Origin of the sequence: Roseateles sp. DB2 (genome assembly GCF_051857535.1) — a bacterium.
In the GTDB taxonomy this organism is placed as follows: Bacteria; Pseudomonadota; Gammaproteobacteria; order Burkholderiales; family Burkholderiaceae_C; genus Roseateles_B.
The window spans coordinates 236,411-259,436 of record NZ_JBPZGY010000004.1 but is presented as its reverse complement, the minus strand read 5'-3'; the positions used below and the strand labels follow the sequence as shown (position 1 = coordinate 259,436).

General features: G+C 68.5%; 17 protein-coding genes and 1 tRNA gene. 12 read left to right on the top strand and 6 right to left on the bottom strand.

What is annotated here, in order from left to right:
* Positions 1-265: 265 nt before the first annotated feature.
* Positions 266-2,524 (bottom strand): Orn/Lys/Arg decarboxylase N-terminal domain-containing protein, encoded by a 2,259-nt coding sequence (locus ACS5PK_RS08475; RefSeq protein WP_439439796.1) that lies wholly within the window; start codon positions 2,522-2,524, stop codon positions 266-268.
* 163 nt (positions 2,525-2,687) lie between these two features.
* Here ACS5PK_RS08475 and ACS5PK_RS08470 point away from each other — a divergent pair, with 163 nt between their 5' ends.
* The 3 genes from ACS5PK_RS08470 to ACS5PK_RS08460 all read left to right on the top strand — a co-directional run bounded on the left by ACS5PK_RS08470 (position 2,688) and on the right by ACS5PK_RS08460 (position 4,318).
* Complete coding sequence (locus tag ACS5PK_RS08470) at positions 2,688-3,125, top strand: NfeD family protein (RefSeq protein ID WP_439439795.1); 438 nt, start codon at positions 2,688-2,690, stop codon at positions 3,123-3,125.
* A gap of 46 nt (positions 3,126-3,171) precedes the next feature.
* Positions 3,172-4,083 carry an SPFH domain-containing protein gene (locus tag ACS5PK_RS08465; protein ID WP_439439794.1) on the top strand — a complete coding sequence of 304 codons (912 nt, stop codon included), beginning with the start codon at positions 3,172-3,174 and terminating at the stop codon, positions 4,081-4,083.
* A gap of 144 nt (positions 4,084-4,227) precedes the next feature.
* Positions 4,228-4,318: transfer RNA gene (locus ACS5PK_RS08460), tRNA-Ser, on the top strand.
* 130 nt (positions 4,319-4,448) lie between these two features.
* Here the strand turns inward: ACS5PK_RS08460 and ACS5PK_RS08455 are convergent.
* A complete protein-coding gene (locus ACS5PK_RS08455) occupies positions 4,449-5,720 on the bottom strand; it encodes a pyridoxal-dependent decarboxylase, exosortase A system-associated (RefSeq protein WP_439439793.1) in 1,272 nt (423 codons plus the stop codon).
* A gap of 55 nt (positions 5,721-5,775) precedes the next feature.
* Entirely contained in the window at positions 5,776-7,428 is a 1,653-nt protein-coding gene (locus tag ACS5PK_RS08450) for an acyl-CoA ligase (AMP-forming), exosortase A system-associated (RefSeq protein WP_439439792.1), read from the bottom strand.
* 205 nt (positions 7,429-7,633) lie between these two features.
* On the opposite strand from ACS5PK_RS08450, the gene ACS5PK_RS08445 reads away from it, so the two are divergent.
* From ACS5PK_RS08445 to ACS5PK_RS08415, 7 genes are read left to right on the top strand one after another with little or no spacing between them, the layout of a single operon-like run.
* Complete coding sequence (locus tag ACS5PK_RS08445; protein ID WP_430765677.1) at positions 7,634-7,867, top strand: acyl carrier protein; 234 nt, start codon at positions 7,634-7,636, stop codon at positions 7,865-7,867.
* A 35-nt stretch (positions 7,868-7,902) separates the two neighbouring features.
* Entirely contained in the window at positions 7,903-8,748 is an 846-nt protein-coding gene (locus ACS5PK_RS08440) for a hydrolase 2, exosortase A system-associated (RefSeq protein ID WP_439439791.1), read from the top strand.
* Complete coding sequence (locus ACS5PK_RS08435) at positions 8,745-9,650, top strand: hydrolase 1, exosortase A system-associated (protein ID WP_439439790.1); 906 nt, start codon at positions 8,745-8,747, stop codon at positions 9,648-9,650. Before ACS5PK_RS08440 ends, ACS5PK_RS08435 begins: the two co-directional genes overlap by 4 nt.
* A gap of 21 nt (positions 9,651-9,671) precedes the next feature.
* A complete protein-coding gene (locus ACS5PK_RS08430; RefSeq protein WP_439439789.1) occupies positions 9,672-10,856 on the top strand; it encodes a hypothetical protein in 1,185 nt (394 codons plus the stop codon).
* Positions 10,843-11,775 (top strand): AAC(3) family N-acetyltransferase, encoded by a 933-nt coding sequence (locus ACS5PK_RS08425; protein WP_439439788.1) that lies wholly within the window; start codon positions 10,843-10,845, stop codon positions 11,773-11,775. Before ACS5PK_RS08430 ends, ACS5PK_RS08425 begins: the two co-directional genes overlap by 14 nt.
* A gap of 21 nt (positions 11,776-11,796) precedes the next feature.
* Positions 11,797-13,245, top strand: a complete 1,449-nt coding sequence (locus ACS5PK_RS08420; protein ID WP_439439787.1) for a lipopolysaccharide biosynthesis protein — start codon at positions 11,797-11,799, stop codon at positions 13,243-13,245.
* The gene (locus tag ACS5PK_RS08415; RefSeq protein ID WP_439439786.1) at positions 13,245-14,942 is read left to right on the top strand and encodes an asparagine synthase-related protein; all 1,698 of its coding nucleotides are present in this window, start codon (positions 13,245-13,247) and stop codon (positions 14,940-14,942) included. Before ACS5PK_RS08420 ends, ACS5PK_RS08415 begins: the two co-directional genes overlap by 1 nt.
* 69 nt (positions 14,943-15,011) lie before the next feature.
* On the opposite strand, the gene ACS5PK_RS08410 is transcribed toward ACS5PK_RS08415, so the two are convergent.
* The 3 genes from ACS5PK_RS08410 to ACS5PK_RS08400 all read right to left on the bottom strand — a co-directional run bounded on the left by ACS5PK_RS08410 (position 15,012) and on the right by ACS5PK_RS08400 (position 18,818).
* On the bottom strand, positions 15,012-16,370 hold the full coding sequence (locus tag ACS5PK_RS08410) for a dihydrolipoamide acetyltransferase family protein (RefSeq protein WP_439439785.1): 1,359 nt from the start codon (positions 16,368-16,370) through the stop codon (positions 15,012-15,014).
* Positions 16,371-16,476: 106 nt separating this feature from the next.
* A complete protein-coding gene (locus ACS5PK_RS08405; protein WP_439439997.1) occupies positions 16,477-17,481 on the bottom strand; it encodes an alpha-ketoacid dehydrogenase subunit beta in 1,005 nt (334 codons plus the stop codon).
* Between the two features lie 65 nt (positions 17,482-17,546).
* Complete coding sequence (locus tag ACS5PK_RS08400; protein WP_439439784.1) at positions 17,547-18,818, bottom strand: 3-methyl-2-oxobutanoate dehydrogenase (2-methylpropanoyl-transferring) subunit alpha; 1,272 nt, start codon at positions 18,816-18,818, stop codon at positions 17,547-17,549.
* 227 nt (positions 18,819-19,045) lie between these two features.
* Here ACS5PK_RS08400 and ACS5PK_RS08395 point away from each other — a divergent pair, with 227 nt between their 5' ends.
* Positions 19,046-20,983, top strand: coding sequence for a bifunctional 2',3'-cyclic-nucleotide 2'-phosphodiesterase/3'-nucleotidase (locus ACS5PK_RS08395; RefSeq protein ID WP_439439783.1), 1,938 nt, complete (start codon positions 19,046-19,048; stop codon positions 20,981-20,983).
* Between the two features lie 80 nt (positions 20,984-21,063).
* A complete protein-coding gene (locus tag ACS5PK_RS08390; RefSeq protein ID WP_439439782.1) occupies positions 21,064-22,932 on the top strand; it encodes a DUF885 domain-containing protein in 1,869 nt (622 codons plus the stop codon).
* Positions 22,933-23,026: the final 94 nt, after the last annotated feature.

Here is a 23,026-nt window from a genome sequence, read left to right as displayed (position 1 = left end):
CAATGGGGGCAAGCCTGAGGGCCCGGCAAAGCCGGATCCCCTAGCTCCACCGAAGAAATAAAACGGGACCGCGTTGGTCCCGTTTTGTTTTTCAAGGCACGCGCTTCGGACTCCGCCGAGTCGAACAAGGCAAGGTCTGGCGCCACAGGACCAGTGCGCCGAGCGCTGCGCCGACAAAACAAAACGGGACCCGATGGTCCCGTTTTTTCAGGCACAGAGCCCAAGGATCCGGCTTTGCCAGGCCTGCGGGCTCGTCCCCTGGGGGTCAGCCCTTCACACAGTCGACGAAGTAGTGGGACTTGCCGTTCTCGTCCTTCTCCTCGACCAGGCCATGCACATCGGTGGCGAAGCCGGGGAACTTGACATTGAACTCGCGGGTGAACTTCAGGTAGTCAACGATCTTCTTGTTGAAGCGCTCGCCCGGGATCAGCAGCGGAATGCCGGGCGGATACGGCGTCAGCAGCGAGGTCGTGACGCGGCCTTCAAGCTTGTCGATCTCGACACGCTCGGTGCGACGGTGCGCGATGTGCGCATAGGCGTCGCTGGGCTTCATGGCCGGCTCGAGGTCCGAGAGGTAGACCTCGGTCGTCAGGCGGGCGATGTCCCCCTGGGCATAGGCTTCGTGGATGCTCTGGCAGAGGTCGCGCAGGCCCATGCGCTCGTAGCGCGGCTGGGCAGCACAGAACTCCGGCATGATGCGCCACAGCGGCGCATTGCGGTCGTAGTCGTCCTTGAACTGCTGCAGCGCGGTCAGCAGCGTGTTCCAGCGGCCCTTGGTGATGCCGATGGTGAACAGAATGAAGAAGGAGTACAGCCCCGTCTTCTCCACCACCACGCCATGCTCGGCCAGGAACTTGGTGACGATGCTGGCGGGGATGCCGGTCTTGGCGAACTTGCCGCTCATGTCCAAGCCCGGCGTGATCACCGTGGACTTGATCGGGTCCAGCATATTGAAGCCGGAAGCCAGGTTGCCGAAGCCGTGCCACTTCTGGTTGGCCTTGAGCATCCAGTCGGCAGGCTTGCCGATGCCCTCGTCGACCAGCTTGTCCGGCCCCCAGACCTTGAACCACCAATCCTTGCCGTAGTCCGCCTCGACCTTGCGCATGGCACGGCGGAAGTCCAGGGCCTCGGCGATGCTCTCCTCCACCAGGGCCGGACCGCCCGGCGCGTCCATCATGGCGGCCGCGACGTCACAGCTGGCAATGATGGAGTACTGAGGGCTGGTCGAGGTGTGCATCAGGTACGCCTCATTGAACAGATGCTTGTCCAGCTTGACGTTCTGCGCGTCCTGCACGAGCACCTGCGAGGCCTGGCTGATGCCAGCCAGCAGCTTGTGCGTGGACTGCGTGGCATAGACCATGGCCTCCTTCGGACGCGCGCGGTTCTTGCCCATCGCATGGTAGGAGCCGTAGAAGGTGTGGAATGCCGCGTGCGGCAGCCAGGCTTCATCGAAATGCAGGGTATCGATCCAGCCGTCCAGCTTCTGCTTGATGGTCTCGGTGTTGTAGAGCACGCCGTCGTAGGTGCTCTGCGTCAGCGTCATGATGCGCGGCTTGACCTTCTTCGCATCCACACCCTTGAGCAGCGGGTTCTTGGCGATCTTCTTGCGGATGTTCTCCGGCGCGAACTCGCTCTCCGGGATGGGGCCGATGATGCCGTAGTGGTTGCGCGTGGGCGTCATGAAGACCGGCACGGCACCAGTCATGATGATGCTGTGCAGGATGCTCTTGTGGCAGTTGCGGTCCACCACCACCACGTCACCAGGCGCCACCGTGTGGTGCCAGACCATCTTGTTGGACGTGGACGTGCCGTTGGTGACAAAGAAGCAGTGGTCAGCATTGAAGATGCGCGCAGCGTTCTTCTCGGACGCAGCCACCGGGCCGGTGTGGTCCAAAAGCTGGCCCAGCTCTTCCACGGCATTGCAGACGTCAGCCCGCAGCATGTTCTCGCCGAAGAACTGGTGGAACATCTGACCCACCGGGCTTTTCAGGAAGGCGACACCACCGGAGTGGCCCGGGCAGTGCCAGGAGTAGGAGCCGTCCTGGGCGTAGTCCATCAGGGCCTTGAAGAAGGGCGGCGCCAGGCCGTCCAGGTAGCTCTTGGCCTCACGGATGATGTGACGCGCCACGAATTCCGGCGTGTCCTCGAACATGTGGATGAAGCCATGCAACTCGCGCAGCACGTCATTGGGCAGGTGCTGCGAGGTGCGGGTCTCGCCATAGACGTAGATGGGGATGTCCGCGTTCTTGAAGCGGATCTCCTCGATGAACTTGCGCAGGTTCAGCACCGCCGGGTCCAGCTCGGGACCGGGTGTGAACTCTTCATCGTCAATGGACAGGATGAAGGCGCTGGCCCGGCTCTGCTGCTGGGCGAACTGCGAGAGGTCGCCGTAGCTGGTCACACCCAGCACCTCGAAGCCTTCCTTCTGGATGGCGTCGGCAAGGGCTCGGATGCCCAGACCCGAGGTGTTCTCGGAGCGGTAGTCCTCGTCGATGATGACGATGGGGAAACGAAAGCGCAGCATTTCAGGGCCCTCCGGGAACACGGGCGAAAAATCAAAGGCGCGAAGTGTAGGGCTAGCAGCTGACAGCGCAAGGTCCAATTTCGCTTTGTCGCACAAACAGAACGGCAAGCCGGCAAAAGCCGGGCGATACACTCAGTTCACATCATGAAAACATGGAGGTGAGATGGGATTCCAAGCATCGACCTGGTGGTGGATCGTCACCGGGATTCTGGTGGCAGCTGAGCTTTACACCGGCACTTTTTATCTGCTGATGCTGGCCGTGGGAACGATCAGCGCCGCACTGGCCGCCCATGCCGGACTGGCCAGTGTCGGCCAGATGGTGGCAGCGGCAGTCGTGGGCGGCCTTGCAGTCACCTTGTGGCACCGGAGGCAACTGGCTGCCCGCAGGCATGAAGTCCTGGCCCCGGCGGGCCACAACCCGGACGTGGTGCTGGACATCGGCCAGCAGGTGCAAGTCGAGGCCTGGGGGCCAGACGGCCACACCGAGGTACGTTACCGCGGCGCCAGCTGGCGGGCTCGCTATGCCGGCAGCGGCGTGCCCAAGGCCGGAGCGCATACCATCCGAGGCGTCGAGGGCAGCACCCTGCTGCTGGACGCCTGAGGCATTGCCCGCCCCGAACCATCACAAACATCCACAAGGAGGACTCATGGAACTCATCGCGCTGGTGATCCTCATCGCCGCTGCCATCTTCGTCATCCAATCCGTCAAGGTCGTGCCCCAGCAAAACGCCTGGGTGGTCGAACGCCTGGGCAAGTACCACACCACCCTCACCCCGGGCCTGAGCTTTCTGGTGCCCTTCGTGGACCGTCTGGCCTACCGCCATTCGCTCAAGGAAATTCCGCTGGATGTGCCCAGCCAGATCTGCATCACCAAGGACAACACCCAGCTGACTGTGGACGGCATCCTGTACTTCCAGGTCACCGACCCCATGCGCGCGAGCTACGGCTCCAGCAACTACATCATTGCCATCACGCAGCTTGCCCAGACCACGCTGCGCTCGGTGATCGGCCGCATGGAGCTGGACAAGACCTTCGAGGAGCGCGAGATCATCAACAGTGCCGTGGTGCAGGCCCTGGACGAGGCTGCGCTGAACTGGGGCGTCAAGGTGCTGCGCTACGAAATCAAGGACCTGACCCCGCCCGCCGAGATCCTGCGCGCCATGCAGGCCCAGATCACCGCCGAGCGTGACAAGCGCGCCCTGATCGCCGCCTCCGAGGGCCGCCGCCAGGAGCAGATCAACATCGCCACCGGGGAACGCGAGGCCTCCATTGCGCGCTCCGAGGGCGAAAAGCAGGCCGAGATCAACAAGGCCGAGGGCGAGGCTGCCGCCATCCTCGCCGTGGCCAGCGCCAGCGCCGAGGCCATCCGGCAGATCGCTGCGGCCATCCAGTCCCCCGGCGGCGAACAGGCTGTGCAGCTGAAGGTCGCCGAGAAGGCCGTGGAGGCCTATGCCCAGTTGGCCCAGAAGAACAACACCATGATCGTGCCCGGGAACATGGGGGAAGTCTCGGGCCTCATTGGCACGGCCATGGCCCTGATCAAGGGCAGCAAGCCCTGAGCCCTGAGCCCTGAGCCCAGGGCCCCTGGGCCGCCCCAGCAAACCTGCACCAGGGGCAGCGCCGGCAGGCCGCCGCAAAAAATAGTCAAAAATTTGCCGAAGTTTCCTGAGGCCCCAAAAAACTGCGCTATGATGGCGGGCTTCGGAGAGATGGATGAGTGGTTTAAGTCGCACGCCTGGAAAGCGTGTGTGGGTTAACAGCCCACCGCGGGTTCGAATCCCGCTCTCTCCGCCACCCATTCGGTGAAACGGGCCCCAGACGCAAGTCGGGGCCCGTTTTCTTTTGGGCAGCCGGCCGGGCATCTCTGCCGCTCCGCCGCCGTGGTGCAGCACCGCAAGCCCTGGCTTTACGGCCCGAGGATTCCTCAGACCAGGGCCTCCAGGCAGTGCGGATGCCCCAGAAAGCCCTGCGGGCTCGCACTCGCCCCATAGGCCCCGGATTGGTAGACCACCACCAGATCCCCCTCCTGCGCCGCCGGCAGGCGCATGCGCTCGGCCAGCAGGTCCAGCGGCGTGCACAGCGGGCCCACCACATGGACGGATTCGCTGGCGGGCTCGTCCATGCGATTGGCGATGGCCACGGGGTAGTTCTTGCGGATCACCTGGCCGAAGTTGCCGGAGGCCGCGAGGTGGTGATGCAGGCCCCCATCGGTCACGAGAAAGACCTGACCCCGGGAGACCTTGCGGTCCAGCACGCGGACGACATACAGCCCGGCCTCGCCCACCAGATAGCGCCCCAGCTCCAGCACCAGGTGCGCCTCGGGCAGCTCGCGCCCGGCCCGGGCCTGCAGCTCGGCGAGATTGGCTGCCACGGGCTGCAGGTCCAGGGGCTGCTCGCCGGGGAAGTAGGGAATGCCGAAACCACCGCCGAGGTTGAGATGCCGCACCGGCGCGGGGGCGTGCGACGCCAGGCGCAGGGCCAGCTCATAGCTCAGGCGCTGGGCCTCGCAGATCGCCTCCGCGCGCAGGTTCTGGGAACCGGCGAAGAGATGGAAGCCTTCGAACTGCAGGTTCAGCCGGCCAACCTCGGCCAGCAGGCGCGGCACCTCCTCGGCATCCACGCCGAACTGCCTGGGCCCGCCCCCCATGCGCATGCCCGAGCCCTTGAGCTCGAAGTCCGGGTTCACGCGCACGGCCACGCGCGCCGCGCGCCCCAGATCCTGCGCCGCCTGCGCCAGCAGAGGCAGCTCCCGGAAGGACTCCACATTGACCAGCACGCCCGCCTCCACGGAGGCGCGCAGCTCCTCGGCCCGCTTGCCCGGCCCGGCAAAGCTCATGTGCTGCGGGTTCGCGCCCTGCGCGAGCGCCACGCGCATCTCGCCCGCGGAAGCCACGTCAATGCCGTCCACCAGGCCCACCATGCAGGCCACCAGCGCAGGCAGCGGATTGGCCTTCATCGCGTAATGCAGGTGGATGCCCGGCGGCAAGGCGGCGCGCAGCGCAGCGGCCCGGCCTTGCAGCAAGCTGCGGTCGTAGACGTAGAACGGGGTCTGCCCCAGTTCGTCCGCCAACTGCCGCAGGGGCCGGCCGCCGACCATGAGATCCGCCCCCCGGACCTCGAACTGGCGCATGGGCGCATGCACAGGCAGGGCGCGCTCGGCAGGGGGCGTGGGGGAGATGGCAGAGGTCTTGTCCATGAAGGCGACGGGCAGGCAACGGGCAGGCGGTGGGCAGGCGGAAAGCGATGGCAGCTCAGGCCTCGGCCGCCAGAGCCTGCTGCTGCAGGCGCTTGCGGTCGATCTTGCCATTGGGATTGCGCGGCAGCGGGCCGCTCATGGGCAGCAGGCGCGCCGGCACCATGTAGGCAGGCAGATGCTTCCTGCAGAAGGCCAGCAGCGCGGCCGGATCGGCCTCGGCGCCCTCGCCCGGGCAGAACACCACCTCGATGCACTGGCCCAACTGCTCGTGCGGCAGCCCATAGGCCGCACACTCGCCGACCAGGCCGGAGCGGTACAGCAGCTCCTCCACCTCCACGGGGCTGACGCGGTAGCCGGAGGTCTTGATCATCTCGTCGCGCCGGCCGATGAAGTAGAGAAAGCCCTCGGCATCGCGCCGCACAGTGTCGCCCGAGAACACGGCGTATTCCGGCAGTTGCAAGCCGGCCTCGCGGCCGCCCACGCCCGGGGGCAGGGGCTTGTAGCGCTCGGCCGTCTTCTCGGGGTCGTTCCAGTAGCCCAGGCCGACCAGGGGGCCTCGGTGCACCAGCTCGCCGGGCTCGTCGGCCTCGCAGAGGCTGCCGTCCTCGCGCAGCACCAGGATCTCGGCATTGGGAATGGCCCAGCCGATGGAGTCAGGCCGACGGTCCACCTCGGAGGGCGGCAGATAGGTCGAACGGAAGGCCTCGGTGAGCCCATACATCAGGAAGGGCGCGGCCTGCGGCAGGCGCTCGCGCAGGCGGTCCAGCGTCTCGCGCGGCATGCGGCCGCCGGTGTTGGCGAAGTAGCGCAGGCGGCGGCCGGCGCCCTCGGGCCAGGCCAGCTGGGTCAGCTGGATGTACAGCGGCGGTACGGCGGTGAGGCCGGTGATGCCTTCGCGGTCCAGGGCCTTGAGCACGTCGCGCGGCATCAGGTAGTTCAGCAGCACCACCTTCGCCCCCACCAGGAAGCCGGTGGTCAGCTGGCTGAAGCCGGCATCGAAGGACAGGGGCAGCGCCGCCAGCAGCACGTCTTGCGCGTGATTGCCCAGGTACTGCGCCACGCTCTGAGCGCCCAGCACCAGGTTGCGGTGGGACAGCACCACGCCCTTGGGCCGGCCGGTGCTGCCGGAGGTGTAGAGGATGGCCGCCATGTCGCTGTCCAGCACGGGCGCAAACCCGGCCCAGGGCGTGGCGGCCTGCACCTCCGCCCAGGCATGCAGCCGCAGCGCGGGCGGCAGGGCCAGGCCGTCCGGCAGGGCGTCCACCAGCAGGACTTCACGCAGCCCCGGGCAGTCCGGCAGCACTTCGACCAGGGCCTGCAGACGCGACCCGGCAGTGACCAGCACCCGCACATCGCAGTCCCGCAGGATGTGCGCCACCTGCTCCGCCTTCAGGACCGGATTGACAGGCACGAACACCCCGCCCACCTCGCCCGCGCCAAAGCAGGCGATGACGAACTCATGGCGCTTGTCCAGATAGACAGCCACCCGCTCGCCGCGCGCCAGCCTCTGCGCAGCCAGCCAGCCGGCCATCAGATGTAACTGTTGTGACAGCGCGGCGTAGCCCAGCTCGCCGCCGTCCCCCCCCAGGGCCAGTGCCGCCGGGCGTATCCGGGCCTGCTGATGGACCAGATCCGGAAGCAGGCTGGGCGGGCGCAGGCCCGACAGGCTGGGGGAATGGGCGGAAGCTGGAGCTGCAGTCTCTTGCATGATGCGGCGATTGTCCCCGAGTCCGCGGACCTGCCGAGGCCTCGTGGCGGGGGGGCCGCCACGGCCGTGCTCCCTCGGGATGAGGGGGCCCGCTCCCCGGGAACTTGGCGGCGCCCGCGGGTAAGATTCGGCCGCCCTCCACGGCGCCCGGCACAGCCTGGCGCCCTTTTCCTTTTCCGGTCACCTCATGTCCCCAGCTTCGCACGTGCTCCGCCTTCTCGACGAAACGCTCGGCCTCCAGGGCCGCGCCGCGCAGTTCGATGCGCAGACGCCTTTGCTGGGCGCGCTGCCTGAACTGGACTCCATGGCCGTCGTGAGCCTGATCACCGCCCTGGAGGAGCAACTGGGCATCAGCATCGGGGATGACGAGATCGACGGTCAGACCTTCGCGACCGTGGGCGCCCTCACCCGCTTCGTCGAGGCCAAGCTGGCGGCCTGAGCTTCGCCACGACCGCCCGCCCCCTCGCCCACACCATGGACGCCGCCACAGCCTTCTTCCTGGAAAGCCGTGATGGCAGCCTGCGCTATCTGAACCTCTTCAAGCCCGCCGCCGGCACGCCGGGCCGCGGGCTGGTGCTGCTGGTCCCGCCCTGGCTGGAGGAGCTCAATCGCAGCCGGCGCATGCTGGCCCTGGGAGCGGACGCCCTGCGCCAGGCCGGCTTCACCGTGCTGTGGCCCGACCTCTTCGCCTGCGGCGACAGCGCGGGCGAGCACGGCGAGGCCAGTTGGCAAGACTGGCTTGACGATCTGGACCTCGCTCTGCAGCGTCTGCGCCAGGAAGGCGAGCCCGACAGCCCGCTGTGGCTATGGAGCCTGCGCAGCGGAGCCCTGCTGGCCAGCGACTTTGCCCGCCGCCAGGCGCTGGCCTGCCACTGGCTGCTGTGGCAGCCTCAGGCCAGCGGCGAACAGGTGCTGCAGCAGTTCCTGCGCCTGCGCCTGGCCGCCGACATGAGCCGGACCTCCCGCAGCTTTGTCGACACCGCCGCCATGCGCCAGGCCCTGCAGGCCGGCCAGGCCCTGCACGCCGCGGGCTATGTCGTCCGGCCCGAACTTGCCCTGCCTCTGGCTTCGACCCAGTTGAAGCCACCGGGTGGCGTAGCCGGGGCACGGCTGGTGTGGTGCGAGATGGCCAGTGCCGCCACGCAGACCCTGGGCCCCGCCAGCCGCCAGCACATCGAAGCCTGGCGTGCGGCCGGCTACCAACCCAGCACCATCTGCGTGCAGGGCCCGCAGTTCTGGGCCAGCCAGGAGCCGGCCCTCAGCCGCGGGCTCATCGACGGCAGCCTGCGCGCCCTGTGTGCCGAGGAGGCCTTTGCATGAGCGGACGCGCCGCCGTGATCGAGCAGATCTGCCCGGTGAGCTGCGAAGGCCTGAGCCTGCCCGGCATCCTGAGCCTGCCTTTGGGTGGCCCGTCTCGACTGGGCGTGATCGTGCTGGTCGGCGGCCCGCAGTACCGCATTGGCGCGCATCGCTTCTTCGTCAGCCTTGCCCGCCAGTTGGCCGGTCATGGTGCGGCGGTCCTGCGCTTCGACCACCGGGGCATGGGCGACGCGCCCGGTGAAGCCGCCGGCTTCGAACACCTGGACCCCGAGATCAACGCCGCCATCGACGCCCTCCAGCAGGCCTGCCCCACCGTGGAGCGCGTGCTGCTGTGGGGCCTGTGCGATGGGGCCTCCGCCGCCCTGCTCCATGCCCGCCTTGGCGATGCCCGCGTGGCCGGCCTGCTGCTGGCCAACCCCTGGGTGCGCAGCGAGCGCAGCCTGGCCCAGGCCAGAACCCGCCATTACTACCCCGCCCGCCTGGCCAGCGCCGATTTCTGGCGCCGCTTGCTCAGCGGGCAGGTGCGCTGGAGCAGCCTGCGTGGCGCACTGGGTGCACTGCGCGGCGCAAGCCGCCGCGCTGCCAGCCAGGAGGCCCGCGGCGATTTCCGCACCGGCATGCGCGAAGGCCTGACCCGCTTCGAGGGCCGCGTGCTGTGCCTGCTGTCCGGCGCGGACCTGACAGCCCAGGAGTTCGTCGAGACCCTTCGCGAGCCCGCCTGGGCCGCACTGGGCAGCCGCCCCGGATTCAGTCTGCAATGGCTGGACGGCGCGGACCACACTTTTTCCGATCCCGAGCACCGGGCCGCCGCGCTGAACCTCAGCGCGCAGTGGCTGCAGGACTTCCTGGCTCCCGCGGCCACATCCTGTGCAAGCCCGTCCGTGGATCCCGCCGTCATTTGAATCAAGAGGGAGTGACTCCGCATGTTGAACGCAGCCAAACAGGTTCTTCGCAACTGGCGCGAGCAGGCCAGCCTGCCGGCCCAGGCCAAGGCCGAAGCCGCCAAGGACGCACGAGGTCTGCCCGCCCAGGACCCGGGCATTGACGCCGCCGTGAAGGCAGCGCTGCAGTGGCTCAAGCGGGCCCAGGACCAGTCGGCCTCGCACGACGGCGGCGTGGCCCGCGACTTCAGCCTGAAGACGGGCTGGGCGGTCTCCTACCCCGAGACCACCGGCTACATCGTGTCCACCATGATCGACTGCGGCCAGCGCTTCCAGGACCAGGACTCCCTCGATCGCGCCCGCCGCATGCTGGACTGGCTGGTATCCATCCAGTTCCCGGAAGGCGGCTTCATGGGCGGCAAGATCAACGCCACGCCGCGCGTGCCGGTCACCTTCAACACCGGGCAGATCCTGATCGGACTGGCCTCGGGCGTGGGCGCCTTCGGCGAGCCCTATCTGGCGCCGATGAACAAGGCCGCCATCTTCCTGCGCGACTCGCTGGATGCCGACGGCTGCTGGCGCAAGCACGCCACGCCCTTTGCCGAGCGCGGTGACAAGACCTACGAGACCCACGTCTCCTGGGGCCTGTTCGAGGCCGCCCGCCATGTGCCGGACCAGGGCTATGCCGAGGCCGCCCTGCGTCAGGTCGAATGGGCCTTCACCCAGCAGCAGGCCAATGGCTGGCTGGCCCACTGCTGCCTGAACAAGCCCGCGACGCCGCTGACCCACACCCTGGGCTACGCCCTGCGTGGCTTCATGGAAGCGCACCGCTTCACGCAGGACGAGCACATCCTGCGCCGCGCCATCAAGACCGCCGACGGCCTGATGACGGCCCTGCGCCCCGACGGCTTCATCCCCGGCCGCCTGAAGCCGGACTGGTCCGCCGCGGTGGAGTGGTCCTGCCTGACCGGCGAGGTGCAGATCGCCCACAGCTGGCTGATGCTCTACGAGCTGACCGGCGAGAAGAAGTACCGCGACGCGGCCAAGCTGGCCAACCGCTATGTGCGCCGCGCCATCGCCATCGACGGCCCCGAGGACCAGCGTGGCGGGGTCAAGGGCTCCTTCCCGGTGGACGGCGATTACGGCCAGTGGGAGTACCTCAACTGGGCCGCCAAGTTCATGATCGACGCCAATCTGCTGGAGCAGGACATCGATGGCCGCGCCTGATCTCAAGGAGCGCATCAAGGCGCCGATCCGACGCCTGCTGAACGCCTGGCGCGCCCGCCGCCGCAGCGCCGAGCTCAAGGCCGAGCAGCCGCACACAGCCAAGGCCGAGATCGTCTCGGGTCTGCGCGCCATGGGCATCGTGCCCGGCGACACGGTGATGCTGCACTCCTCGCTCAAGAGCCTGGGCTATGTGGAAGGCGGCCCTACGGCCGTGCTGGAGGCCATCCACGAGGCCATCAGCCCGGGCGGCACCCTGGTCGTGCCGACCTACTACCTGCCCGGCGGCACCATCTACGCCACCTGCCAGATGCAGGGCTATGTGTTCGACCCGCGCGAGCACGGTTCCAACCTGGGCGCCCTGCCCGCGGCCTTCCTGAAGATGCCCGGTATCCGCCGCAGCATCCACCCGACGCACTCGGTCTCGGCCTTGGGGCCGCTGGCCGAGGACATCGTCGGCCAGCACCACCTCGCGCCCTCGGTCTGCGGCGAACGCTCGCCCTGGGAGCGCTGCGTGCACCACAAGGCCAAGATCCTGGGCCTGGGCATCAGCATGGGTCCGGTGACCTTCTACCACCTGGTCGAGGACCTGATGGACGAGCGCTTCCCGCTGCCGGTGCGCATGCCGCAGACTTTCCAGATGCCCTGCAAGGACTGGCAAGGCCGCGACATCACGGTACCCGTGCGCCCGCTGGACCCAGCCTTCCAGGGCCAGCGCATCGACCACAAGTCCCGCGGCGACCTGCGCCAGCACTTCTACGATCGCTACCTGGCCGCCGGCATCCTGCATCCCGGGCAGGTCGGCCCTGCGCGCTCGTGGTGGATTCGTGCGGACGAGTTCTACCGCCACCTGGAGCAGGATGCGCTGCAAGGGCTCACCATCTACACCACCGCCGAGGAGCTCGCGCGCCTGCCGGCCTGAGGCCGGGCGCTGATCCCATCGATGCAGATACGCGATCGCTTCCTCCACAGCCTGAAATGGTCGGCCATCGGCAAGCTGCTGAGCCAGTTGCTCAGCTGGGGCTCCACCGTCGTGGTGATGCGCCTGCTGCAGACCAGCGACTACGGCCTGATGACGATGACCATGATGGTCATCACCCTGCTCTCCAATCTCAACGAGTTCGGCTTCGGCTCGGCCCTGGTGCGGGGTGAAACCCTGGACCGTCGGGTCTGTGGCGCCGTCTTCGGCGCCATGCTGGCCGTGGCCGCGGTGCTCAACGTGACCCTGTGGCTGAGTGCCGCACCGCTGGCCGCCTTCTTCAACGATGCACGCCTGGCTGAACTGCTGCGGCCGGCCGGCCTGATCTTCCTGATCTCGGCGCTGAGCACGGTGCCGGAGTCGGTGCTGCGCCGGGAGATGGACTTCAAGGCCATCGCCTACGCCGACATCGCCTCCGTCATCACCACCAGCCTCACCGCCCTCGCCCTGGCCTATACCGGTCACGGCGTCTGGGCCCTGCTGCTGGGCAACCTGGCTGGCGCCCTGGTGCGGACCCTGGTGCTGCATGCCCGCGCCCATACCCGGGTCTGGCCCAACGCCGACTTCCAGCAGCTGCGCGGTCTGCTGAGCTACGGCAGCAACCTCACCGCCAGCCGCTTCACCTGGTGGTTCATGTCCCAGGTGGATGTGCTGATCGGCGCCAAGCTGCTGAGCACGGCGGCCCTGGGCCTGTACTCGGTGGCCCTCACCCTGGCCTCGCTGCCGCTGCAGAAGTCCATGCAGGTGGTCAACCAGGTGGCCTTCAGCGCCATCGCCAAACTCAAGAACAGCGGGCAGCCGCTACGGCCTGAACTGCTGAAGGGCCTGCGCGGCCTGAACCTGCTGGCCCTCCCCAGCTGCGCCCTGCTGGCCCTGCTGGCGGAGCCGCTGGTGCTGCTGATGATCGGCAAGCAATGGGCCGATGCCGCACCGGCGCTGCAGCTCATTGCCCTGGCCGTGCCCATCCGGCTGTGCAGCGCCATCCTGGCCACGGCCCTCATTGCCACCGGCCATGCAGGCGCTGATTTCAAGAACACCCTCAGCGGTGCCCTGGTGATGCCTCTGGCATTTGCCCTCGGTGGCCAGTTCTGGGGCACCAACGGCCTGGCAGCGGCCTGGACCGTCGGGGTGCCCCTGGTCTTCCTGCTGAACTTCCCGCGCAGCTCCCGCTTGCTAGACTTGCCGCTGCGCCAGGTGCTGGGCACCTTCCGTACCGGGCTGCTGGCCTGCCTGCCCCTGGTGGGCCTTGTGCTGGGCACCAAGGCGCTCATGCCGGCCCAGCCGCTGTGGCAGCTGCTGGTGCCGGGCGCGGCGGGGGTGCTGGGCTATGTGCTGGCGCTGCTCCTGGTGGACCGCGCCTTCCGGCAATGGCTGCAGGCGCAGCTGGCCGCACGTTTGAACAAGGACTCGTAATGGCGATTTTCTTTGCGGCCGTTGGCGGCACTCCGGAGGACCTGCAGCGGCTCAAGGCCGCGGCCTCTGCTGCCCTGGGCCGTGAACTGGGCAAGGCAGCGGCCATCGAGGCCGTCGAAGCCCCCGGCCTCTTCGCCGTGTGGCACGACCTGGGCATTTGGGCGGGTGCCTCCCACCATGCCCTCGAGGACGGGACCCTCGCCATCCTGGCAGGCGAGCCCATCCTTCAGCAGGGCGGCCGGCGGGTCCCGCAGGACGAGGCCCTGGCGCATTTCGCCAGTGGCGAGCTGCGCGCCCTGCTCCAGCAGTCCCACGGCACCTTCTGCGGCCTGCGGCTGAACACCAGGCAGGCACGCCTCCATGCCTTCACCGACAAGCTGGGTGTGCGCACCCTCTATACCGGCCAGCACCGCGGCATGCACTTCTTCACCAACGCGCGCTGGCTGCTGCAAGGCATGGGCGAGGCGATTGCGCTGGAGCCGGATCCCCAGGGCGTGCTGGAGATCGCCTCCATGGCCTTCCCCCTGGCCGAACGGACGCGCTACCTGGGTATCCGCGCCTGCTACGGCGCCGAGCTGATCGAGGCCAGCGTGTCCGGTGTTCACCGTCAGACCTACCACGACTGGCAAGACCTGACCCCACTGGATCCCGCCAAACCCTACGAGACCGAGCTCTACGAGACCTTCCTGCTGGCCGTGCGCGATCGCCAGGGCGAGGCCCAGGAACAGACGGCCTTCCTGTCCGGCGGCATGGACTCCCGCCTGATCGCCGCCAGCCTGGCGCACAGCGGCATCCGCCTCAACACCCTCAACTTCGCGCCCAGCGACACCCAGGATCTGACCTTCGGCCGCATGGCCGCCCAGGCCCTGGGCACGCGGCACTTCGAGTTCCCGCTGGGCCCGGACAACTTCGACAACAAGCAGATCCAGACCATCTCCGCCTGGAAGGCCCAGGAGGGTGGCCGCAACTTCGACCGCCGCATCTGGTCGGGTGACGGCGGCAGCGTGGGCCTGGGCCATGTCTACCTGGACGAGCAGATCGTCCAGCTGGCCACAGAACGCCGCTACGACGAGGCCGCCGAGCTGCTGTGCCGCAAGAACAAGTGGGGCGTGCCTTCGCGCGCCCTGCGCCCGCGCTACCGGGAGCTGGCGCGGCGCCTGCAGACCGAGGTGGCAGCCGAGATGCGCCGCTGGGATCGCGTGCCGGCCAAGGCCGCCTACCTTTTCCTGCTGCTCAACGACCAGCGCCGCCACCTGATCGGCCACTTCGAGACAGTGCACAAGAAGGGCTTCGACTTCGCCCTGCCCTTCTTCGACGCGCGTGTCATCGCCAAGGTGCTGGCTGGTCCCAACGAGGACCTGCTGAACCACCGCGTCTACAACCGCATCCTGCTGGCCCTGCCCGGCCCCATCGCGCAAGTGCCCTGGCAGGCCTATCCGGGCCATGACCCCTGCCCCGTCCCGGTGCCGCCGGAGCTCAAGCTGCGCTACCAGTGGGAAGCCTGCTATGACGAGGACGACACCAAGATGCTCAAGGACCAGCACACGGCCCACTGCCTGAGTTCGGCCCTGCAGCCCAAGAGCCCCATGCTCTCGCGCGGCAACCTGCTGGCGGCCTGGGTGCTGACCAAGTCCGGCCTGCGCGACCAGTCCTTCTACGGCCGCTATGCCGAGGCCGTGGAGCAGGCCAGCCACTGAGCGCACGGGCGCTCCCATGACAAAGGGCGGCCCGCGGGGCCGCCCTTGTTCTTGATGGCTGTCAGGAACTCAGTCGATGAACAGCGTCGCCGGCGCTTCCAGCTGGGCGCGGATGGACTGGATGAACTCGGCCGCGTCCTGACCGTCCACCACGCGGTGGTCGAAGGACGAGGACAGGTTCATCAGCAGGCGCGCCACCACCTGCCCGCTCCGGAACATGGGCCGCTCGACGATGCGGTTCACGCCCAGGATGCCCACCTCGGGGTGGTTGATCACCGGCGTGGTGACGATGCCGCCCAGCGGGCCGAGGCTTGAGATGGTGAAGGTGGAGCCACTGAGCTCGTCCCGCGTGGCCTTGCCTGTGCGGGCCACCTCGGCCAGACGGCGGATCTCGGCCGCGCAGCTCCAGAGGTCCAGGGCCTCGGCATGGCGGATCACCGGCACCATCAGACCCGAGGGTGTCTGGGCAGCGATGCCCAGGTGCATGGCCTCGTAGCGGTTGACCACGCCGGCATCGTCGTCGAAGCGGGCGTTGATCTGCGGAAAGTCGCGCAGCGAGCGGCACACGGCGCGCACCAGCAGGGGCAGCACCGTCAGCTTGCCGCGGGTCTTGCCATGCAGGGTGTTAAGGCGCTCGCGCAGGGCTTCCAGCTCGGTGACGTCCACCTCCTCCACATAGCTGAAGTGCGGGATGCGGCGCTTGCTCTCCTGCATCTTCTCGGCAATCTTGCGGCGCAGGCCGGTGACCTTGCTGGCCTCGATGCCATCGCCGCGGGGCGACACCAGGTGGCGCTCGCTGGGACGCACCGGCGCGGCCGGCGCAGCTCCGGGAACGTTCACAAAGGGCGAGCCACTGCCGGGCTGCAGGCCTTGCGGATGCGCAGCGGCAAACGCCTCCACATCGGCATGCACGATGCGGCCGGCCGTGCCGGTGGCGTGCACCTGCGCCAGGTCCACGCCCAGCTCCCAGGCCCGGCGGCGGACCGAGGGCGAGGCGATGGGGCGGGCCCCCGGTGCCGCAGGCGCGGCCGGCGTGTGGGCCGCCACGGCCGGGGCGGCAATGGCAACCACAGCAGCCACCGGCGCTGCCGCAATCTGGGCGGGCGGCGCCACGGGGGCAGGCACCGGGGCAGCGACGGGGGCCGAGACAGGCGCGGCGACGGGGCCCGTCTCCACGGGCGCGGCGCCCTCGATCGCGATCTCGATCAGGGCCGAGCCCACACGCATCACCGTGCCGGCTTCCGCGCCCAGGCGCTGGACCACGCCCTTGACCGGCGAGGGGATCTCCACCGTGGCCTTGTCCGTCATCACGTCCGCGACGACCTGGTCCTCGCGCACCACATCGCCCGGCTTCACATGCCAGGCCACCAGTTCGACTTCGACGATGCCTTCGCCGATGTCGGGCATCTTGATCGTATGAATGCTCATCAAACCTCCTGCCGGGCCGCGCTGTTGCGGCCCTGCTGCGCACTGCGGCGCGATTGTTCAAGAGAGACGGCGCGAGCGCCGTGCTGCTCCATCATTGCCTGCATGCTCAGGACTCCATGACCCGGCGCAACGCCGCGGCCACCCGGGCAGGCCCGGGGAAGTAGTCCCACTCCTGGGCATGCGGATAGGGCGTGTCCCAGCCGGCGACGCGCTCGATGGGCGCCTCCAGGTGGTAGAAGCAGTGCTCCTGCACCAAGGCCAAGAGCTCGGCGCCGAAGCCGCTGGTGCGGGTTGCCTCGTGCACGATCACGCAGCGGCCGGTCCTCTTGACGGACTCGACGACCGTCGAGATGTCCAGGGGCCACAGGGCGCGCAGGTCGATGATCTCGGCATCCAGCCCCGTCTCCCGCGCCGCGGCCTCCGCCACATAGACCATGGTGCCGTAAGCGAGGATGGTCAGCTGCTGGCCGGGCCGGTACACGGTCGCCTTGTCCAGCGGCAGCGTGTAGTAGCCCTCGGGCACCTGGGCCTTGGGGTGGCCGGTCCAGGGGGTGGACGGGCGGTCGTGGTGGCCGTCGAAGGGGCCGTTGTAGAGCCGCTTGGGCTCCAGGAAGATCACCGGGTCGTTGCACTCGATGGCGGCGATCAGCAGGCCCTTGGCGTCATAGGGATTGGACGGCATCACCGTGCGCAGGCCGCAGACGTGGGTGAACAGGGCCTCGGGGCTTTGGCTGTGCGTCTGCCCGCCGTAGATGCCGCCGCCGCAGGGCATGCGGATGGTCAGCGGCGCGGTGAAGTCGCCGGCCGAGCGGTAGCGCAGGCGCGCCGCCTCCGAGACGATCTGGTCCGAGGCCGGATAGAAATAGTCCGCGAACTGGATCTCGGCCACCGGGCGCAGGCCATAGGCGCCCATGCCCACGGCCACGCCGACGATGCCGCCTTCGGAGATGGGTGCATCAAAGACGCGCTGCGAGCCGTACTTGGTCTGCAGGCCGTCGGTGCACCTGAACACACCGCCGAAATAGCCCACGTCCTGACCGAAGACGACCACGTCCGGATCGCGGGCCAACATCACGTCCATGGCCGAGCGCAGGGCCTGGATCATGGTCATGGTGACGGGCTTGCCCTCGGCGTCGTGCGCCTCCTGCGCCGTCGTCATGGGAAGTTGTTCAGCCTTCATTGACGGCCTCCAAACGCTTGGGCCTCGGCCATCTGCTCGCGCAGGTGCTGGGGCATGTCTTCGTAGACGTCCTCGAACATGGAGGCGATGCTGGGGATGTGGCCGTCGGCCAGGCTGCCGAAGCTCTCAGCATGCTTCTGCGCGGCCAGCACCTCGGCTTCCAGCTCCTCCTGCAGGGCGGTGTGCTGCTCCTCGGACCACATGCCGCGCCTGATCAAGTGCTGCTTGAGGCGGCTGATGGGATCGCCCAGGGGAAAGCGGGTCCAGTCGTCCGAGGGACGGTACTTGCTGGGATCGTCCGAGGTGGAGTGCGGGCCGGCGCGGTAGGTCACCCACTCGATGAGCGTGGGGCCCAGGTTGCTGCGGGCGCGCTCGGCGGCCCAGCGGGTCACGGCATAGACGGCCAGGAAATCGTTGCCGTCCACGCGCATGGAGGCAATGCCGGCCCCCACGCCGCGGGCGGCAAAGGTCGTGCCCTCGCCACCGGCAATGGCCTGGAAGGTGGAGATGGCCCACTGGTTGTTGACCACGTTGAGGATGACCGGCGCACGGTAGACGTGAGCAAAGACCAGGGCGTTGTGGAAGTCGCTCTCGGCGGTGGCGCCGTCGCCGACCCAGCCTGAGGCGATGCGGGTGTCGCCCTTGATGGCACTGGCCATGCCCCAGCCCACTGCCTGCACAAACTGCGTGGTCAGGTTGCCGGAGATGGAGAAGAAGCCGGCACGCTTGATGGAGTACATCACCGGCAGCTGGCGGCCCTTGAGCGGATCGCGCTCGTTGGACAGCAGCTGGCACATCAGCTCGGACAGCGGAACGTCGTCACGTCCGACCAGCAGGCTCTGCTGGCGGTAGGTGGGGAAGCACATATCGCCCTCGTCCAGGGCCATGCCATGGGCGCTGCCGATGGCCTCCTCGCCCAGGCTCTGCATGTAGAAGCTGAGCTTCTTCTGGCGCTGGGCAATGAGCATGCGGCCGTCGAAGATGCGGGTCTTCATCATGGTCCGCAGGCCGCGCAGCAGCTGGGCCTCGCTGAGCTCGGGCGCCCAGGGGCCGCAGGCCTCGCCGTCGGGGTTGAGCACGCGGATCAGCTTGTGGGCCATGTCGCCGGTCTCAACCGGCGCCACGTCCACCGCCGGGCGGGGCACCTCGCCCGCCGCGCTGAGCTTGAGGTAGGAAAAATCAGTGTGGCAGCCCGGCCGCCCCGTGGGCTCCGGCACGTGCAAGCGCAGCGGTGCGCGCACGGCACCGGGCTCGTTCTTGTCGCTCATACATCGCTCCCGCATGGTGATGCCATGCAGAAATTCAGGCAGTTGGCAGCCGCCGGGTCGGGCGCCGCCACCCACACCGGACAGGCCTGGGATCGCCAGACGCCGATGCGCCCGGGCAGCGTACCGCATCCCGCGGACAATCCCCATGATCCAGGCTATGAATCAGGGAAAGCCTGAAGCCCCGTGGCGGCCGGGGCGCGACGCCCGCCTGCGCTACGCTTGCCCCCATGCAAGATCGACACCCTTCCCACCGCCTGCCCTGGCTGCGCCTGAGCGCAGCCGCCTTCCTCGGCCTGAGCCTGGCCGCAGGGCTGCAGGCCCAGACCCTGCAGCTGCGCCTCCTGGAGACCAGCGACGTCCACATGAACCTGCTGGCCTACGACTACTACCAGGACCAGCCCAGCACGAGCCAGGGCCTCTCGCGCACGGCCCGCCTCATCGCCCAGGCCCGTGCCGAGCAACCCAACCACCTGCTGCTGGACAACGGGGACCTGATCCAGGGCTCGCCCATGGGCGATGTGGTCGCGAAGCAGGGGCTGGCGCAGCGCGCGCATCCGGCCCTGCAGTCCCTGCGCCTGCTGGGCTATGACGCGGCCAACATCGGCAACCACGAGTTCAACTTCGGCCTGCCCTTTCTGAAGCAGGCCTATGCCCAGGCCGGCTTTCCGGTGATCAGCAGCAATCTGCGCGAGGCCGGCACCGGCAGGCCGGTCTTCGCGCCCAGCGCGCTGCTGCGGCGCGAGTTCAAGGATGAGCAAGGCCGGCCGCAGCGGCTGCGCATCGGCGTGCTGGGCCTGCTGCCGCCGCAGATCCTGCAATGGGACCGGCAGCATCTCCAGGGCAAGGTGGTGGCCGAGGACATGGTGCAGGCAGCCCGGCGCGAGATCCGGCGCCTGCGGGCCGGCGGTGCAGACCTCGTCATTGCCCTGGCCCACACGGGCTACGACGCCGAGCCCCAGCCCGAGGGCGCCGAGAACCGCGCCGGCGACCTCGCCCGGCTCGGCGGCCTGGACGCCCTGCTGCTGGGCCACGCCCATGCCGAGTTCCCCGGCCCGGCCTTCGCCCGCCACGCGGGGGCGGACATCCGGCACGGCCGCATCCACGGCGTCCCGGCGGTGATGCCCGGCAGCTGGGGCAGCCACCTGGGCGTGATCGACCTGCGGCTGGAGAAGCAAGGCGGCCGCTGGCGGGTGATGGACAGTCAAGGCAGCCTGCGCTCCCTTCGCGATGCCCAGGCCTCGCAGCCCCCGGCCACGCCAGACAGCGCCCTTGAGGCCCTGCTGCAGCCCGCGCACCAGGCCACGCTGGCCCTGATCCGGCAAACCGTGGCTGAGGCGCCGCGCCCGCTGCACAGCTACTTCGACCTCGTCCAGCCCTCGGAGGCACTGGCCCTCGTCGCGCGGGCTCAGCGTGTCTACGCCCGCGAGGCCCTGCGCAGCACGCGCTGGCAAGACCTGCCCCTGCTCAGCGCCGCAGCCCCCTTTCGCAGCGGCGGACGCCAGGGATGGGATACCTATGTGGACATCGCGCCCGGGCCCATGTCCGTCAAGCACGTGACCGAGCTCTATCCCTATGCCAACACCCTCAAGGTGCTGCAGCTCAGTGGCGCCGAGCTGCGCGAGTGGCTGGAGCGCTCGGCCGCGCAGTTCCGGCAGATCTCCCCTGACCAGACCGAAGCGCAGGCACTGATCGACGAGTCCCATCCCAGCTTCAACTACGACACGATCCTGGGGGTGGACTACGAGATCGACCTCGCGCTCCCAGCCCGCTACAGGCCCGATGGCAAGCGCCTGCCGGCCGTGACCACCCACCGCATCAGCGGCCTGCGCTACCGCGGCGAGCCAGTGCGGGACGATCAGCGCTTCCTGCTGGCCACCAACAGCTACAGGGCCGGCGGCGGGGGCAATTTCCCCGGCACAGGCCCGGACCGCATCGTGCTGGACGCGCCGGATGAGAACCGCGAGGCCCTGCTGCGCCTTCTCAAGTCGGGCCACGCCTTCGAGCCTGAGGCCGACGAAGGCCGCTGGACCCTCAAGCTGCCCGCGGGCGCGCAAGCACAGTTCCGTGGCAGCCCGGCGGCGCGCAAGGTCCTTCCCGCAGACGGCCGCCTGCGCTGGGTGCAGGACGCACCCGCGGGCTTTGCCGTGTACGAACTTCGCCCCTGAGCAAGGCGGACTGGGGCAGCAACGGAGGGGCACTGCGGGGCTGGAGCGCTATGCTGCCGCCTCGCGCCCGACCGGGGCGCATGAACTCCAGAAAGCTGACCATGCGCGCTGCCCTGCCCTTCTCTTCTTCGCCCTCGTGCTCCACCTGGTCCCGACTGGGACTCTCGCTCGGCACGCTCAGCGCCGCCCTGGCCCTGGCATCGCCCGCCCTGGCAGCGGGCAGCACCACGCATGCAGGCGCCCACCATGGCAAGGCCGCCCATGCCGATTCGCACCAAGCTGCGGACCGCGCCTTCGACCGCCTCGCGCACCAGTTCATCGAGGCCTTGTGGAAGCTGGACGCCGACGCCGCCCTCGTCGCCGGGCGCTATGACGGGGCCGCCCGCCTGCCCGCCCCGGATGCCGCCGGCCGCCAGAAGGCCCTGGCCTTCGCCCAGTTGTGGCAGGCCCGCTTCGCGGCGGTGAAGCCCGAGCAGTTGTCTGATCGCGCCCGCACCGACCTGGCCCTGCTGCAGAACAAGGTGGCCTCCGATGCCTGGTACCTGCAGACCCTGCGCGAGTTCGCCTGGAACCCGTCGAGCTACAACGTGGCCGGTGCCATGGACCTGATCCTGAACACCGACTACGCGCCCCGGCCGCAGCGCCTCAAGGCCCTGCTGGCCCGCCTGAAGGCCGTACCCGCCTACTACGAGGCCGCCTACGCCAGCATCGAGACGCCTACCCGCGAGCACACCCAGTTGGCCGTGAGCCAGATCGACGGCACCCTGGCCGTGTTCGATGAGATCGAGAAGGCGGCCAAGGAAGAGCACAAGCTCGCAGCGGCCGATCGCAAGTCCCTGGCTCCTGCCCTGGCCGCCGCGCGCAGTGCCGTCAAGGCCTACCAGCAGCGCCTGCAGGCCCTGGACGAGAAGCTGACGGCCAAGGGCCAGGCCCGCAGCTTCCGCCTGGGCCGCGAGCTGTACGAGCGCAAGTTCCAGCTGGACATCCAGTCCGCCAGCAGCGCCGAGCAGACCTACCAGAAGGCCCTGTCCACGCGCGAGCAACTGCTGGCCAAGATGGACGAACTCGCAGACCAGCTCTGGACCAAGACCCAGGGCGAGGCGCCTAAGCCCGCGGACCGCATCGAGAAGATCGACCGCGTGATCAAGGCCCTGTCGGTGAACCATGTGAAGGCCGAGAACTTCCTGGCCGAGATCCGCCAGCAGATCCCGCAGCTGCAGGCCTTCGTGCAGCAGAAGGACCTGCTTACCGTCGACCCGAAGAAGCCTCTGCAGGTGCGCGAGACCCCGGCCTACCAGCGCGGCGTGGCGGGTGCCAGCATCGAGGCCCCGGGCCCCTACCGCCCGCAGGACCGCACCTACTACAACGTCACGCCGCTGGACGACCTCAAGCCCGAGCAGGCCGAGAGCACTCTGCGCGAGTACAACCACTGGATCCTGCAGATCCTGAACATTCACGAGGCCATCCCGGGCCACTACACCCAGTTGGTCCACGCGAACAAGTCGCCATCCCTGGTGAAGGCCCTGTTCGGCAATGGCGCCATGATTGAGGGCTGGGCCGTGTACGGCGAGCGCATGATGCTGGAGGCCGGCTATGGCGAGCACGCGCCCGAGATGTGGCTCATGTATTGCAAGTGGAACCTGCGCAGCGTTACCAACACCATCCTTGACTACAGCGTGCACGTGCTAGGCATGACGCAGGACGAAGCCCTCGCCCTGCTGACCCAGCGCGCCTTCCAGACCGAGCAGGAGGCCCGCGAGAAGTGGCGCCGTGTGCAGCTGACCTCAGTCCAGCTCACCAGCTACTTCAGCGGCTACAGCGAGATCATGGCCCTGCGCGAAGAGCGCAAGAAGGCCCTTGGCGATCGCTTCGACCTGAAGGCCTTCCACGACCAGTTTCTGAGCTACGGCAGCGCACCGGTGGCGGTGATCCGCGAGCTCATGCGCTGAGCTATGCACACTGCCCCAGGCGTCCACAGCTTCTGTGGACAAGTCTGGGGACGGACCTTGGAGCGCATGCGGCAGCCCCGATGCCTACGGGGCT

Bases quoted from the DNA above. Each gene is read 5' to 3' on its own strand.
- ACS5PK_RS08390 (WP_439439782.1), top strand. From the start codon at position 21,064: ATGAACTCCAGAAAGCTGACCATGCGCGCTGCCCTGCCCTTCTCTTCT.
- ACS5PK_RS08410 (WP_439439785.1), bottom strand. From the start codon at position 16,370: ATGAGCATTCATACGATCAAGATGCCCGACATCGGCGAAGGCATCGTC.
- ACS5PK_RS08395 (WP_439439783.1), top strand. From the start codon at position 19,046: ATGCAAGATCGACACCCTTCCCACCGCCTGCCCTGGCTGCGCCTGAGC.
- ACS5PK_RS08470 (WP_439439795.1), top strand. From the start codon at position 2,688: ATGGGATTCCAAGCATCGACCTGGTGGTGGATCGTCACCGGGATTCTG.
- ACS5PK_RS08420 (WP_439439787.1), top strand. From the start codon at position 11,797: ATGCAGATACGCGATCGCTTCCTCCACAGCCTGAAATGGTCGGCCATC.
- ACS5PK_RS08425 (WP_439439788.1), top strand. From the start codon at position 10,843: ATGGCCGCGCCTGATCTCAAGGAGCGCATCAAGGCGCCGATCCGACGC.
- ACS5PK_RS08475 (WP_439439796.1), bottom strand. From the start codon at position 2,524: ATGCTGCGCTTTCGTTTCCCCATCGTCATCATCGACGAGGACTACCGC.
- ACS5PK_RS08450 (WP_439439792.1), bottom strand. From the start codon at position 7,428: ATGCAAGAGACTGCAGCTCCAGCTTCCGCCCATTCCCCCAGCCTGTCG.
- ACS5PK_RS08435 (WP_439439790.1), top strand. From the start codon at position 8,745: ATGAGCGGACGCGCCGCCGTGATCGAGCAGATCTGCCCGGTGAGCTGC.
- ACS5PK_RS08430 (WP_439439789.1), top strand. From the start codon at position 9,672: ATGTTGAACGCAGCCAAACAGGTTCTTCGCAACTGGCGCGAGCAGGCC.
- ACS5PK_RS08465 (WP_439439794.1), top strand. From the start codon at position 3,172: ATGGAACTCATCGCGCTGGTGATCCTCATCGCCGCTGCCATCTTCGTC.
- ACS5PK_RS08405 (WP_439439997.1), bottom strand. From the start codon at position 17,481: ATGACCATGATCCAGGCCCTGCGCTCGGCCATGGACGTGATGTTGGCC.
- ACS5PK_RS08455 (WP_439439793.1), bottom strand. From the start codon at position 5,720: ATGGACAAGACCTCTGCCATCTCCCCCACGCCCCCTGCCGAGCGCGCC.
- ACS5PK_RS08440 (WP_439439791.1), top strand. From the start codon at position 7,903: ATGGACGCCGCCACAGCCTTCTTCCTGGAAAGCCGTGATGGCAGCCTG.
- ACS5PK_RS08415 (WP_439439786.1), top strand. From the start codon at position 13,245: ATGGCGATTTTCTTTGCGGCCGTTGGCGGCACTCCGGAGGACCTGCAG.
- ACS5PK_RS08400 (WP_439439784.1), bottom strand. From the start codon at position 18,818: ATGAGCGACAAGAACGAGCCCGGTGCCGTGCGCGCACCGCTGCGCTTG.